The 15,045-nt window shown below is 47.6% G+C and carries 12 protein-coding genes and 1 other RNA gene; all 13 read right to left on the bottom strand.

What is annotated here, in order from left to right; genetic code table 11:
• Positions 1–6: 6 nt before the first annotated feature.
• Complete coding sequence (gene ftsA, locus M1D72_RS09520; protein WP_390191568.1) at positions 7–1,269, bottom strand: cell division protein FtsA; 1,263 nt, start codon at positions 1,267–1,269, stop codon at positions 7–9.
• Positions 1,253–2,044: a cell division protein FtsQ/DivIB gene (locus tag M1D72_RS09515; protein WP_456296712.1), complete on the bottom strand. Its 792-nt coding sequence runs from the start codon at positions 2,042–2,044 to the stop codon at positions 1,253–1,255. The genes ftsA and M1D72_RS09515 overlap by 17 nt, the downstream gene beginning before the upstream one ends.
• A gap of 183 nt (positions 2,045–2,227) precedes the next feature.
• Positions 2,228–3,688, bottom strand: coding sequence for a UDP-N-acetylmuramate--L-alanine ligase (gene murC / locus M1D72_RS09510; protein ID WP_456296711.1), 1,461 nt, complete (start codon positions 3,686–3,688; stop codon positions 2,228–2,230).
• Positions 3,688–4,761 carry an undecaprenyldiphospho-muramoylpentapeptide beta-N-acetylglucosaminyltransferase gene (murG, locus tag M1D72_RS09505; protein WP_456296710.1) on the bottom strand — a complete coding sequence of 358 codons (1,074 nt, stop codon included), beginning with the start codon at positions 4,759–4,761 and terminating at the stop codon, positions 3,688–3,690. Before murG ends, murC begins: the two co-directional genes overlap by 1 nt.
• Positions 4,748–5,962 (bottom strand): cell division protein FtsW, encoded by a 1,215-nt coding sequence (gene ftsW / locus M1D72_RS09500; protein ID WP_390191579.1) that lies wholly within the window; start codon positions 5,960–5,962, stop codon positions 4,748–4,750. The genes murG and ftsW overlap by 14 nt, the downstream gene beginning before the upstream one ends.
• A gap of 22 nt (positions 5,963–5,984) precedes the next feature.
• Positions 5,985–7,301 carry a UDP-N-acetylmuramoyl-L-alanine--D-glutamate ligase gene (murD, locus tag M1D72_RS09495; protein WP_456297374.1) on the bottom strand — a complete coding sequence of 439 codons (1,317 nt, stop codon included), beginning with the start codon at positions 7,299–7,301 and terminating at the stop codon, positions 5,985–5,987.
• A 79-nt stretch (positions 7,302–7,380) separates the two neighbouring features.
• A complete protein-coding gene (gene mraY / locus M1D72_RS09490; RefSeq protein ID WP_390191581.1) occupies positions 7,381–8,463 on the bottom strand; it encodes a phospho-N-acetylmuramoyl-pentapeptide-transferase in 1,083 nt (360 codons plus the stop codon).
• Positions 8,460–9,824: a UDP-N-acetylmuramoyl-tripeptide--D-alanyl-D-alanine ligase gene (locus M1D72_RS09485; protein ID WP_456296709.1), complete on the bottom strand. Its 1,365-nt coding sequence runs from the start codon at positions 9,822–9,824 to the stop codon at positions 8,460–8,462. The genes mraY and M1D72_RS09485 overlap by 4 nt, the downstream gene beginning before the upstream one ends.
• The gene (gene murE / locus M1D72_RS09480; protein ID WP_456296708.1) at positions 9,821–11,320 is read right to left on the bottom strand and encodes a UDP-N-acetylmuramoyl-L-alanyl-D-glutamate--2,6-diaminopimelate ligase; all 1,500 of its coding nucleotides are present in this window, start codon (positions 11,318–11,320) and stop codon (positions 9,821–9,823) included. The genes M1D72_RS09485 and murE overlap by 4 nt, the downstream gene beginning before the upstream one ends.
• An 11-nt stretch (positions 11,321–11,331) precedes the next feature.
• Complete coding sequence (locus M1D72_RS09475) at positions 11,332–13,086, bottom strand: penicillin-binding transpeptidase domain-containing protein (protein ID WP_456296707.1); 1,755 nt, start codon at positions 13,084–13,086, stop codon at positions 11,332–11,334.
• On the bottom strand, positions 13,083–13,400 hold the full coding sequence (ftsL, locus tag M1D72_RS09470) for a cell division protein FtsL (RefSeq protein WP_390191591.1): 318 nt from the start codon (positions 13,398–13,400) through the stop codon (positions 13,083–13,085). Before ftsL ends, M1D72_RS09475 begins: the two co-directional genes overlap by 4 nt.
• A 3-nt stretch (positions 13,401–13,403) precedes the next feature.
• Complete coding sequence (gene rsmH / locus M1D72_RS09465; RefSeq protein WP_456296706.1) at positions 13,404–14,354, bottom strand: 16S rRNA (cytosine(1402)-N(4))-methyltransferase RsmH; 951 nt, start codon at positions 14,352–14,354, stop codon at positions 13,404–13,406.
• A gap of 189 nt (positions 14,355–14,543) precedes the next feature.
• Positions 14,544–14,935: RNase P RNA component class A (gene rnpB / locus M1D72_RS09460), an RNA gene on the bottom strand.
• Between the last annotated feature and the right edge of the window lie 110 nt (positions 14,936–15,045).

Here is a 15,045-nt window from a genome sequence, read left to right as displayed (position 1 = left end):
CTCAGGTTAAAACTCTTTTTGTATCCAATTACGCAAGCGTTCAAACCAGTTTGCCGTTACTTGGCGCTTTGGTTCGCTATATTCAGCCTCATCATTGATTTGGCTGTCTCTTGCATAATGGAGTAAACCAACTGCCGTAGAATGATACGGCTCTTTAACGTAATCTGTTAGCCCGCTCACCTCAAGAGGCTTACCGACTCGAACTTGATTGCGGAACACACGCTCCGCACACTCAACCAAACCTTCAATTTGAGCAGCACCTCCAGTGAGAACCACTCCAGCGGCAAGATGATGTTTAATCCCTTCTTCTCGCAGCTTTTCTTGAACTGTATCGATAGTTTGATTAACTAAACCCATTAATTCAGTGTAGCGAGGTTCAATGACCTCCGACAAGGTTTGTCTTTGTAAACTTCTTGAAGGACGCCCTCCAACACTTGGAACATTAACGGTATCGTCCTTGCTTACTAACTCACTCAGTGCGCAGCCGTATTTCACTTTTATCTCTTCTGCATCACTCAATGGTGTACCAAATGCGAACGCGATATCACTGGTAACTGCATTACCGGCGTAGGAAAAAACTTCGGTATGACGCAGTGCCCCGCCAGTCCAAATCGCAACATCCATTGTACCAGCACCAATATCAACAACACATACGCCCAGTTCACGTTCGTCTTCAGTAATTACTGCGTTACTTGCCGCTAAACCTGAATACACAAGTTGGTTAACTTTGAGCCCACAACGCTCAACGGCCTTAATAATGTTTCTCGCCATGTCGTTATGGCAAGAAATAAGATGCACGCTCACTTCCATGCGTACACCTGATAAACCTAGCGGATTTTTAATCCCTTCTTGATAATCGATGGTAAATTCTTGGGGAATAACGTGAAGAATGCCTTGTTCGTCACCAATTTTAATCGATTTCGCAGTATGAATCGCACGATCCATATCTTCTTGAGAGACTTCTTCGTCAGAAATAGTTCCCATGCCTTTTTCGATTCGGCTGGCAATATGCTTACCTGACAACGACATATACACACGGCTAATCTGACATTCCGCCATTAACTCAGCTTGGTCGATGGCTCGTTGAACCGATTTTACCACCGACTCTAAGTCATTAACGCCACCTTTATCCATACCGCGAGATGGGCTGGTACCAGCGCCAATTATGTTAATTTGACCATCTGGCAATATTTCGCCTACCAACGCTGAAACGCTTGCTGTACCTATATCAAGGCCGACTATAATGTTGTCATCAGCGGTCTTCGTCATCAGAATTCTCTTGTTCTAACTCTTGCTCAGGAAACCACCCAATTGCGGCTCCCGTATCGTACCTGAGGTCAATGTAACTGACTTTTTCGGTATCACTACCTAAATGTCGGTAAAGAGAAAAGAATCGAGCGATACGTTCATCCAGCGATTCCTTTCCTAATTCTAAACGAATGCCATTATCTAAGATAATTTGCCATGCTCGGCGATCATTCAGTACTAAAGAAGTGATTTTAAGCCCAATTTGTTTAAAACGCGGCGTCATTTCCTGCCACACTGAGAGTACCTGTTCACTGGTTCCCTCTGGACCATATAATTTGACGTGTTCGCCTTTTAAGCGGCCAATATCCCCGTCAAACACCACTCCTTTTTCATTAATTAATTCATTCCCGTTCCAAATCGCAGCTGCGTGATATTCGGTTAAGAATATTTTTATCGTATTAGGCCACTGTTTGCGAATTGACGCATGTTCGACCCAAGGCACTTGCTGAACCGCATTTTGCAGTACATTTATATCCTGAGACATAAACGTACCAATATGATCAAGCCGCCCGATAACTTTTTGTATATCTGGGGCAGCCACGTATTCCAGTTCACCTTGTAACACGATTTTTGATAAGGGAAGACGTTGGTCATCCCACATCCAAGAAAGCGTTGAATAGAGAAGAGACCCTATCAACAACACCACAGCAAGTAAAAAGACACCACCTGCTGCGTGCTGTTTTATCACTGGAGATTCAGAGATACGACGACTTTCATTTAAAGCAATTTTAATCAAAGTTCGTTATTCCTACACTCCACGGGCACCTTGTCTCTCATTTATTTAGTCTCAATAAAGAGGCAAAACCTTTGCTTTAACCTTCGGATTATACTGAGGTCATTAAAAGTATCAAATATTGAAAGCGAGAAATGTCTTCACAACTCAGATAATCAATTTGACCAACCACTCACTTACGCATTTTTACTGCTTTTGCATTTGTTCGATATTGAGTTTCAGGCTAGCTAAATGTTTCGCTACTTTGCCAACATCACCAGCACCTTGAGTAAGTACTAAGTCACCATCTTGTAAAACATTTGCCAATACTGCCGGTAGAGCACTTCCATCCGGCACAAAAATCGGATCCAGCTTCCCTCGGCCTCGAATAGTTCGACACAATGCTCGACCATCAGCGCCGGCAATCGGCTGTTCTCCGGCAGGATAAACATCCAACATCAGTAAAACGTCGACTTGTTCCAGAACATTGGCAAAGTCATCATAAAGATCCCGAGTTCGACTGTAACGGTGAGGCTGAAAAATCATGACCAAGCGGCGTTGTTGCCAACCACTACGCGCCGCTTTAATCGTGACATCGACTTCAGTAGGATGATGCCCATAATCGTCCACCAGCATCGCTTTGCCCTTACCCGTTTCAAATTCACCCAGTTGGTCAAACCGGCGCCCGGTGCCTTGAGTACCGGCCATGGCGGTTAGAATGGCTTCATCACTGATGTCATCTTCCGTCGCAACAGCAATCGCCGCCGATGCGTTCAATGCATTATGACGGCCAGGAATATTAAGCGTAATGTCGAGATTAGGCCGGCCTTGACGCACCACAGTAAACAAGCCTTGTTGGCCAATTTGGCGATAGTTTTCAATACGCACATCAGCGTCTTGCGAGAAACCATAGGTGATCACTTGTCGACTGACTCGTGGAATTAACTCGCGCACAACCGGATCATCAATACATAAAATCGCTTGGCCATAAAACGGCAGCTTGTGCAAAAAGTCGATGAACGTTTGCTTCAAAGTATTGAAGTCACCACCGTAGGTGTCCATATGGTCTGCTTCAATATTTGTAACGATACTGACCATCGGTTGAAGGTGGAGAAATGAAGCGTCACTTTCATCCGCTTCAGCAATCAAAATTCGGCTTGAGCCTAATCGCGCGTTGGTGCCAGCACTTTTGACAAGCCCACCGTTGACAAAGGTCGGATCAAGCCCAGCTTCAAAGTAAATTTGTGTCACGAGCGCAGTGGTAGTGGTTTTACCATGGGTACCAGCCACGGCAATACCATGACGAAAACGCATCAATTCCGCTAACATCTCCGCTCGGCGAACCACGGGAATACGTGCGCGTCTGGCGGCTGACACTTCTGGGTTTTCTTCATTAATTGCTGTCGACACAACGACCACACTGGCATTCTCAATATTTTGCTCATGATGACCAATATAGATTTGAGCGCCTTTGCCTTTAAGCCGTTCCGTCACAACATTATTGGCAATATCTGATCCAGTAATCTGATAACCTTCATTAAGTAAGACTTCAGCAATGCCACTCATCCCCGCCCCACCAATTCCGACGAAATGAATGGAATTAACACGGCGCATTTCAGGCACAATGGCGCGAATTTGGGCTAAGTTTTGTTTGTGTTCAATGGTCATCAATTTTTCTCGTGGTTACTGATGTCGATAATCGCGTTAGCAACGGTTTGGTCAGCATGCAGCTTGGCCGCATGTCTGGCACTCATCGCCATGGTTTTTAAACTGGCTCGATCGAGTTGAAGTAGCTGTTCAGCCAACATTTTGGCAGTGAGATCTGGCTGTTCAATCATTAAAGCTGCACCGCATTCTACCAGATGATCAGCATTGAGTGCTTGCTGACGATCTTTATGCATAAAGGGGACAAAAATAGCGCCAACACCAGCCGCCGACACTTCCGAAACGGTTAACGCACCAGAGCGGCAGACTAAGATATCCGCCCACGCATAAGCCTGTGCGACATCATCAATAAATTCGGTCACTTCAACGGAGTCAAAACCTGACGATTGATAGTCAGCGGTGACTTGTTGGGCATTGTTTTTTCCTGCTTGATGACGAATTTCAAAGCCATCACCGAGTAAGCCTGCGGTTTGTGGTAGCGTCTGGTTCAAAATACGCGCCCCTTGACTGCCCCCCATGACGAGAATGCGCAGCGCACCTTGACGATCAGCCATACGCACTTGTGGCTCAGGCAGGTTGACCACATCTTCTCTGACCGGGTTTCCAACCACTTCTGCGTCTTTAAAAGCACCAGGAAAAGCCTGAAAAACCTTTTTGGCGATTTTAGCTAGCCACCGATTGGTTAACCCAGCAACCGCATTCTGCTCATGCAGTACGACCGGAATGCCAAGTGTCCATGCAGCAATGCCCCCAGGCCCACTGACGTAACCGCCCATTCCCAGCACCGCATCCGGTTGCCAAGCTTTTAGATGACGACGAGCTTGCCCGATGGCACTCAAAATTTGAAAAGGTGCTTTCAGCAATTTGGTCACGCTTTGGCCACGCAATCCTTTCACACGGATAAAATCAATCTCGATACCATGCTTTGGCACCAAATCCGCTTCCATACGATCTTCTGTACCTAACCAGCGAATCTCCCAACCTTGGGATTGAAGCTGCTTAGCAACCGCGAGGCCGGGAAAGACATGTCCGCCTGTTCCGCCAGCCATCACCATTAAACGTTTATTCTTGGTCATTATTCGATTGTGTCGTTATTTGTGAGTCATCTGCGCTGACGCTGCGCTGCTTAAGCCGACACTCAAAGTCGATTCGCAGCAAAATGGACACCGCTACAGACATAATAATTAAACTCGAGCCACCATAACTGATGAGTGGCAGTGTAAGACCTTTGGTCGGAACGATGCCCGCAGCAGCTCCAACATTAACCAAGGTTTGAAAGGCAAACCAAATGCCAATACCAAAAGCGAGATACCCACCGAAATTCATCTGATGTTCAAACGCTTTCTTACCAATAAGAATCGCCTTTAGGACTAAAGCAAAAATCAGCATTAAAATCAGCGTTACGCCAACGAAGCCAAGTTCTTCCGCGACCACAGCAAAGACAAAGTCAGTATGCGCTTCAGGAAGATACTCAAGCTTTTGAATCGAATTACCAAGCCCTTGACCAAACCATTCTCCGCGCCCGAACGCCATCAAAGACTGGGTTAGCTGGTAACCACTACCAAATGGGTCTTCCCAAGGATCAAGGAACGACGTCACACGGCGCATTCGATAAGGCTCAATCAAAATGAGCCCAACCACGGCAGCAATGCCAACGACCATCAGCGCCAAAAATTGAGTCAATTTCGCACCGGCGATGAATAGCATGCCAAACAGCGTAACCAGCATCACAATCACAGTCCCTAAATCGGGCTGCATTAACAGCAAACTGGCGAGTGTTCCAAACACCATGATGGGCTTAATAAAGCCGCCAAAGAACGTTTGTCGTACTTCGTCATTTTTACGCACCAAATAACCGGACATAAAAATAAACAGTGACAATTTTGCCACTTCCGCTGGCTGTAAGTTAAAGAGCCCTAACGGAATCCAACGTGATGCGCCATTAACTGATTTACCGGCAACCAGAACCACCACCAACAAGAAGAATGACACACCAAGCATCAATGTACTGTGCCGCATCCAACGCTCTGTTGGGACTTGCAAAATCACCGACGAAGCCGCCAAAGCCAGCAATAAAAATACCCCATGGCGAAACATAAAATGGAACGGTTCATTGGTTAAACGAGAGCTAATGGGAAAAGACGCTGAGGTCACCATCACCAAACCAATTAACATCAAACCAAGTGAAATCCACACCAGCTGGCGATCAAATAAGGCTCGAGGTGACGGTCTGGTCACCCAATATTTCAAGTCACTGATGGAATCACGAACGCCCATTCAAACACTACCTGCTCTGGGATTAAGCATATTGCTGCGCAAGCGCCGCAAATGCGTCACCCCGAGCCATAAAATTACTAAACTGGTCAAAACTCGCACACGCTGGCGAGAGCATGACCATATCCCCAGATGATAACCGAGGGGCAATGGATGCAACGACTTGCTCCATCGTTTGATACAGTGTTGCCGATGAGTGAAGCGGTAAGAACTGCTCAGCATCGCGTCCAAAACAACATAACTGAACGTTCAGTGCAGCCAGTGCTGGCGCTAATTCGGAGAAATCCGCGCCTTTACCCACACCACCAACCAGCAAATATAATGTGCCCTGACACTCTAAACCCGAGAGTGCGGCCAATGTGCTCGCCACATTGGTTGCCTTTGAATCATTGATCCACTTAATGCCTTGATTATCCGCAACAAGTTGGCAGCGATGTGTCAGTCCACTGTAATTTCTTAGTGCCTGTAAACCGTTTTGATACGCGATTCCAGCACCATCGAGTAATGCCAGGACCACCAACACATTCGCAAGGTTATGACGGCCAACCAGAGTCAATTCAGCGCTAGGAAGAATTGGCGATTGATGCGCAGAAATCCACTCTTGCCCCTGATGCTCAACCACACCAAAGTCAGCTTCAGGCGTTAACCCAAATGAGATGAGGTTCATCTCTTGAGGTGGGTACGTGGCTTTATCGTCGAGATTGACAACGCAGTGCTGTGCATGGTCAAAAATACGAAGTTTAGCTTGGCGATAGTCTTCCATCCCCTGATAGCGATCCATATGGTCTTCAGAAAGATTCAAAAAGGCCGCCGCAACCAGTTTAAGGCTGGATGTCGTTTCGAGCTGGAAACTCGATAACTCAAGCACATAGAGATCGTGGTCAGCACTAAGCAAATCCAGCGCAGGAACACCGATATTACCGCCCACGCCGACATTCAACCCGCAGGCTTTAGCCATGACCCCTGTTAAGTCGGTAACGGTACTTTTGCCGTTTGAACCTGTAATCGCAATAACCGGTTTATCGACATGCCAAGCAAACAGTTCAATGTCGCCCACTACGGGCACTCCAGCCTCAAGTGCCGTGTTGATTTCCGGCGTCGCTAGAGCAATCCCCGGATTAGCCACAATCAAATCCGCACTCAGTAACCACTCGAGCTTCCATCCCCCTGTATGCACTTCAATGTCATTACCCAGCTTTTCGACTCCGGGCGGGTTAGCTCGCGTATCAATGACCTTAACGGACACTGTCGGGTGCTGGCGCTGAATATAATTCACCACGGACAACCCTGTGATCCCTAAACCGACAACCACCACTTGTTTTACGTGTTGCCAACCTTCAATGGACATTGAACGCTCCTAAAATCAGTTGGGCCGAGTTCAATACTCGGCCGAGGAAACTCATCTATCTTAAGGTGTGAGATTAGCGCACTTTTAAAGTGGCTAAACCAATCAATACCAACATGATAGAAATAATCCAAAAACGCACGATAACGCGCGGCTCTGGCCACCCTTTCAGTTCGTAATGGTGATGAATCGGCGCCATTCTAAAAATCCGTTGTCCACGGAGTTTGTATGACCCAACCTGAAGAATGACCGACATGGTTTCCATAACGAAAACGCCGCCCATGATCACCAAGACAAACTCTTGACGAACCAAGACTGCAATGGTTCCTAACGCACCGCCAAGGGCTAATGAACCGACATCACCCATAAATACTTGGGCTGGGTAGGTATTAAACCATAAGAAACCAAGACCAGCGCCCACCATCGCGGTACAAAACACCACAAGTTCAGAGGCGTGAGGGACATAAGGAATGTGTAGGTAGTTGGCGTAATTGACGTTCCCCGTAGCCCAAGCAATGGCGGCAAAACCCGCAGACACTAATACCGTGGGCATGATTGCTAGACCATCGAGGCCATCCGTGAGGTTTACGGCATTACTGGTGCCGACGATCACGAAGTAACTTAGCACGATATACATGACGCCAAGTTGCGGCATCACATCTTTGAAAAAGGGCACCACTAACTGCGTTGCCGCAGTATCTTTACCGTAGGCGTACATAGCGAATGCAACAACCAGAGCAATGGCCGACTGCCAGAAATACTTCCAACGCGCAATGAGTCCATCGGTGTTCTTGCGCACGACTTTACGGTAATCATCCACAAAGCCAACAATTCCGTAACCGACGAGCACCGCCAGCACAGCCCATACGTAGGGGTTGGATAAATCCGTCCACAGCAACACGGTAATCACGATTGAGGCGAGAATCATAATTCCCCCCATGGTGGGTGTGCCTCGTTTGCTGTAGTGCGACTCAGGACCATCATTACGAACGACCTGGCCTATCTGTAGCAGTTGCAAGCGCTTGATCAACCGCGGCCCCATCCATAAAGAGAGTGCCAGCGCCGTCAAAACACTAACAATGGCGCGAAATGACAAATACTCAAACAAACGAAAGAAAGAAAAGTATGGCTGTAGCAGTTCGGCAAGCCAAATAATCATTTAAAGGTCTCCTTCAAAGCAGCAACAATCTTGCTCATACCCGCGCTATTCGCCCCTTTGACGAGCAAAGTATGCTTTTTGTTATCGGATTGATTCAGTTGCTGCAGAATAAATTCCACCATGGCTTGGTGGTTATCAAAATGTTTTCCTTGGCACGCCGCGCTAATTTGTCGCGCGTCCTCACCGTAAGTGAGTACATGCTCAAAGTGGAATGGGGCAGCATGTTCCCCGACTTGACGATGAAGTGCAAGACTTTCCTCGCCAAGCTCGGCCATGTAACCCAGTACTAACCAACGTTCGCCTTGATAGTTTGCCAATAAATCGACGGCCGCTTTCATCGCTGGCACGCTGGCATTGTAGCTATCATCAATCACCGTAACGTGCTCACTGAGTGCTTGGACTTCGACTCTGCCTTTCACTTTACTTAACGAGGTTAGCCCAGCACTCACTTGCTGAAGCGTTGCTCCCATCTCCATCGCTAAAGCCGTGGCAGCCAGTGCATTGGCGACATTATGCTTACCAACAATACCGAGCTGAATCGAAGTTTCTCCAACTGGCGTGTGCAAAACAAAAAAGGCTTCCCCTTTCGGGTTTAACACGATATCAGACGCAAAGTAGTGAGCATTGGCATCTTCAACAGAAAATGTTTTGACGTGTTTATCGGCTAAAACATCACTCCAAAACACACCGCCGTGACTTTCTTGATTAACGATCGCGACAGAGCCAGGCTCGAGACCTTGATATATCTCACCTTTAGCTTGCTTAACCCCATCGAGACTGCCGAACCCTTCCAAATGCGCGGCATCGACATTGTTGACAATAGCCACGTTTGGGCGCACCAATTGAGTTGTGTAGGCAATCTCACCAATATGGTTAGCCCCAAGCTCTAAGACTGCAAAGTCATCTTGCGACGTCGAACGAAGCAAAGTGAGAGGAACGCCAATATCATTGTTAAAATTACCGGCGGTATACAGCACCTGACCTTGCAGACCTAAGATACTCGCAACCATCTCTTTCACGGTTGTCTTGCCACAACTGCCGGTAATCGCGACGGTGGGTGTTTGGCTCATTTTATGAACATAAGCTCCCAGTAAACCCAGCGCCTGTTTGGTATCACTGACTAAAACCTGTGGTATGTTGAGAGCAGATAATTCACGGCTGACAATGAGAGCCGATGCACCGCTATCAATGGCTTTCTCGGCCATATCATGGGCATCAAAGCGCTCCCCAACAAGGGCAATAAACAACGCTCCCGGTTCAAGAGCACGCGTATCCGTAGACACCGATATGATTTCTTCATCGTCACCGATTAGTTGGCCGTGGACGACGGTCGCAATTTCGCTCAGTTTTAATTTCATCACAACATTATCTCCAACAACTGAGCTGCACTCTCACGGTCTGAGTAGTGCACGGTTTGATTCCCAATAACTTGATAATCCTCGTGACCTTTACCTGCAAGTAAAACGATGTCGTTTTCTGATGCTTGTTCAAGAGCGAAAGCCAATGCGCGGAATCGGTTGTGTTCAACAACGGCTTTATGTGGCGCGTTTAGACCTTGTTTCATGTCTTCAATGATGGCCGCTGGCGATTCACTGCGTGGGTTATCATCGGTTAAGATCGTACGGTCTGCGAGGCGCTCGGCAATCTCTGCCATCATAGGTCGCTTACCTCGATCGCGATCACCACCACAGCCAAAAATAACCCATAACTGCCCTTGGCAATGCACTCTCAACGCAGATAGCGCTTTCTCGAGAGCATCGGGTGTATGCGCATAATCAATCACAACTTTGGCTTTGCTCGGCGCTTGAAACAGCTCCATACGACCAATCACGGGTTTTAATTGAGTGGCACAAGCTAATAACTGAGACTTATTGAACCCCAAGGCCATTAGACTCGTCAACGCCATCAAGAGATTACTCGCGTTAAATTGACCTATCAACGGGGCTGTCAGCGTGCCGTCACCAAAACAACCAGAGAATGACAGGCTAATCCCTTGCTCGCTGTACTCAACAGAGGTTGCATATACTTGGCTCTCGAGTTTAGGGTGTGGCTCGGTTAATGATACGCCGATAACCTCTCTGAGGTGGGTCGCCCATTCGAGCCCGGCTTTATCATCTAAATTGATCACGGCTTGCTGACAATGGTGCTCGGTAAACAAGCTCATTTTGGCTTTCGCATACTCTTGCATCGACCCATGATAATCGAGGTGATCACGGCTGAGATTTGAAAATAGGCCAACTTTAAAAGGCAAAGCACTTACTCGCCCTTGAACCAAGCCATGAGAAGAGACTTCAAGCGCGGTATATTGCGCACCGCAATCTTGAAGGTGTGATAGCGTTTGGGCAATGTCGATCGCGCTTCCGGTGGTGTTCACTGCAGGTTGTAAATCGCTGAGAAAACCATTACCTGTGGTCCCCATTACCGCGGCTTTTTTGTCGACTAATTCTAGCCATTGGGCAATCAATTGGGTGATGGTGGTTTTGCCATTGGTGCCAGTCACCGCAATAAGCTGATTTGACGTTAAAGGGTAACGGCGTAAAGCCAGCGCAGAGAGACACAGATTAAGCTTCTCAATATAAATGATGGGAGTATGGGGGTTAGTTCTATCGATGGTGCCGTGAAGATGCTCATCATCAGCTTGAGCAAGCACCGCGCTCGCGCCTTTTTCTACCGCGGCAGGAATAAATGCTCGCCCATCACTGGCATGACCTTTGATGGCGACAAAAATGCTCTGCGACCTGACCTGTCGGCTATCAAGCTGTAAATCACACACCGCGATATGCGCAGCCTCACTCGTTGAGATATCACACCAAGGAGCAATCAATTCACCTAAGGTAAGCGGATATGTGTCTGTCATGTTTGTTCTCTCTAATTAAACCGATTTTCGTCCGGTGCCACGTTCAGAATTTGCAGGGTACCTTTCATAATTTCTGAAAATACTGGCCCTGCAACTGACCCACCGTAATACAAGTCCCCTTGCGGCTCATTGACAATCACCACCAGTGCGACTTTTGGGTCACTAACTGGCGCAATGCCCGCCGTAACCGCCACATATTCATCACTATAACCGCCAGCATTGGCTTTGCGTGACGTCCCCGTTTTGGCTGCAATGCGATAACCAGGGACTGCCGCTTGGGTTGCCGTACCGCCGGGCTGAGTCACGGTTTCAAGCATCTTAAGTACTTTTTCTGCTTTATCATGATCAAAAACCTGACGCGATAAATCTTCTTTATTATTTTCAATAATGTGAATCGGTTGATATTTGCCTAAATTGCCAAGTGTCGCGTAAGCATGTACCAGTTGCAGTGGCGTAACGGAAATACCATAACCAAACGCCAAAGTGGCGATTTCAAATTTTGACCAACGCCGGCGGTTGGGGAAAATCCCCGTTGTTTCTCCCACTAAGTTCAGCCCTGATAATTCACCAAATCCGACCGAGCTGTACATGCCTAATAGAGAGTCTAGAGGCATACCGAGTGCCAAATGTGCGACCCCGATGTTACTGGACTTTTTCAAGATTTTGGTCAGTGATGCTTTACCGACTTTTGATGAGTCTCGCACGCGGCTACCACCAATACGCATAATGCCGTTACCAGTATCGATAATGGTGTTTTCATCCGCGGTACCGTTCTCTAGAGCGGCAAGAACCACAAAGGGTTTCACCGTTGAGCCTGGCTCAAGGGCGTCGGTAATAACGCGGTTACGCATCTTAAATGACTGTAAATCAGAACGATTATTGGGGTTGTAGGAAGGCGCATTGACCATGGCAAGCACCGCACCCGTTTTGACATCCAAAATCACTGCAGAGCCAGATGTTGCACGATAATCGGCCACAGCTTGCTTAATCGCTCGGTAGGCGATCGCTTGAATGCGCTGGTCGATGGTTAGCTGGAGTGATTTGCCCTCTTCGCGTTCTTCAAGGGAGATATTTTCCACCACACGTCCGTAGCGATCTTTACGAATAATCCGCTTACCTGCTTCACCTGTTAGCCACTTATCATAACTCCGTTCAACACCTTCTAAACCATGTCCGTCAATGCCTGTAACACCGACTAGGTGCGCACTGACTTCCCCTGCGGGATAATAACGGCGTGACTCCGATTTCAAGCCGATGCCGGGCAGTTTGAGTTCATGAACATACTTGGACATCGCCGCACTGACTTGACGTTGCAAATAGATAAAACGACGGTTTTTGTTAGCACTGATTTTGTTAATGAGATCATCACGTTTCAGCCCTAAAACATCGGCGAGAGCATGCCAACGGTCAATATTTTTTAAGCCACCTTGCTTAAAGATGGTCACCGGGTCCGCCCAGACCGCATCGACAGGAACACTGACCGCCAAAGGCTCATCATTACGGTCAGAGATAATCCCGCGCGCTGAGTGCAGAGTCTTCGCGCGAACCGAACGCAAATCTCCCTGACGAATAAGATTGTCAGGTTCAATAATTTGAATATAAGCGATACGCCCAACCAGCAGCACAAACGCACAAAATACGAAGAAGAGAATCAGGTAGAAGCGCCACTGAATCAGTATTGGTCCAGAGGTGGGGTGCTTTGATTGTGTTTTAGTTGACGTTTTCTTGCCGCTGTTTTTCTTCGGCGTGGTTTTTTTGGTTGTCATTTGAGCGTAATCACCACTTCTTTGTCTGCATCTGGACGTTTCATATCCAACTCATCTTTGGCGATGTTTTGCACACGACTGTGTTCAGAGAGCGCAGTTTCTTCCAGCAGTAAGTTACGCCATTCGCCATCTAAACGGTCTCGCTCGACTAACGCTTGATCTTTTTCAGTGATCGCTTCACGTGTGTGATGGGTCATGAACACGACCCCCATGGCTGAAGTAAAGATCAAAGTGAGTAAAATCAATGGCACACGACCTGTGGTAAACAGGTCATGAACAATCAGTTTGGCGAGATTCGGTGTAGACTGGCTCATAACTTACAGTTTTTCGGCGATACGAAGCACAGAACTGCGTGAACGCGGGTTAAGTTCTATTTCTTGTTCTGTCGGTTTGATGGCTTTGCCTATGGTCTTAAGATTGGCGCTCCCCAGAGCTTGAATTTGCGCTTCAGTCATCGGAATACCGTGAGGAACTTGCGGCCCTTTACTTTCTTTGCGCATAAAGCGTTTTACCATACGGTCTTCCAGCGAGTGGAAACTGATCACCGATAAGCGTCCTTGCGGTGCCAAAATAGAACTGGCGCCAACCAAGGCTTTATCAATTTCTTCAAGTTCACTGTTGATATAAATACGAAATGCTTGGAACGCTCGAGTCGCGGGATGTTTCTTCTCTTTGAAGCTTTTCGGTGCGGCATCGGAAATCAACTTGGCGAGTTGAGAAGTTCGTGTCAGAGGTTCATTTTCTTCATTGGCACAATATTCAACGATCGCACGGGCAATACGTCGAGCATGTTTGTCTTCACCAAATTCGCGAATAACCCAAGTGATATCATCAAGATCGGCTTTTGCTAGCCACTCAGAAACAGGAATACCAGAAGTCGGATCCATTCGCATGTCGAGTGGGCCGTCTTTCATAAAACTGAAGCCACGTTCGGCATCGTCTAACTGTGGAGAAGAAACCCCTAAATCAAATAACACGCCGTCCACTTCGCCTTGCAACTGATATTGCTCGGCATACTCTGCAATACCAGAGAAAGGACCATGAATGATGGTAAAGCGGGGATCATCGATTTTACTTGCTTCTTCAATCGCTTGAGGATCACGATCAATGCTGTAAAGACGCCCGTTTTCACCCAATTTTGATAGAATCGTTCGGCTATGACCACCTCGACCAAAAGTGCCATCAATGTAGGTGCCATCAGGCTTAATGTTTAATCCGTCAATAGATTCATTGAGCAGGACCGATATATGTTTGAATGATTCCGTCATTGAGTATCTCGTCTAAACTATCGCAGCAAGCGCTCATGTCTTCAGTGTACCGATTTGCAGTATAATCGCCACCTCTCGGGGCTAGTAACACGTGACATTGCGCTAAGTTTATTGCTTACAAAATTATTTACGTCAGTAAAAAGCAAAAAACCCATCATAACGGCTTGTTACGATGGGTCTTTATAAAAGTGGAGGAGCCGACCTGTAAGCCGGGTTCTGTTCCGCTTTCACGGCGGTAGCCATTCCTCTAGGCCAGCAATCGCTCACTGGCTCCAGCAACCTACCCGCCTCCTTACGCGAGCAACGCAATGTGGAGGCCTATTTGGTCTTGCTCCGGGTGGAGTTTACCTTGCTACGAACTGTTGCCAGACGCACGGTGCGCTCTTACCGCACCCTTTCACCCTTACCTGTGCCCCTTTCGAAAAAGATAGGCCATCGGCGGTTTTCTCTCTGCTGCACTTGTCGTGGGCTTGCGCCCCCCAGGCGTTACCTGGCACCCTGCTCTATGGAGCCCGGACTTTCCTCCCCCTTATCAGTCTCCCGAAGGACATCAATAAGGCAGCGACTACCCGGTCAGCTCCGAGGCGGATTGTATAGATAAGCGCAGGCAGTGTCTAGGTAGATTAAGTATTGGCGCCTATTTTGCCCTCATCTGCTTAAACTCTAGCCATTTGCCAGAGCTATATCGCTG

The sequence above is a fragment of the Vibrio sp. AK197 genome, from assembly GCF_053903115.1.
This window is presented reverse-complemented; position numbering and strand designations above follow the sequence as displayed.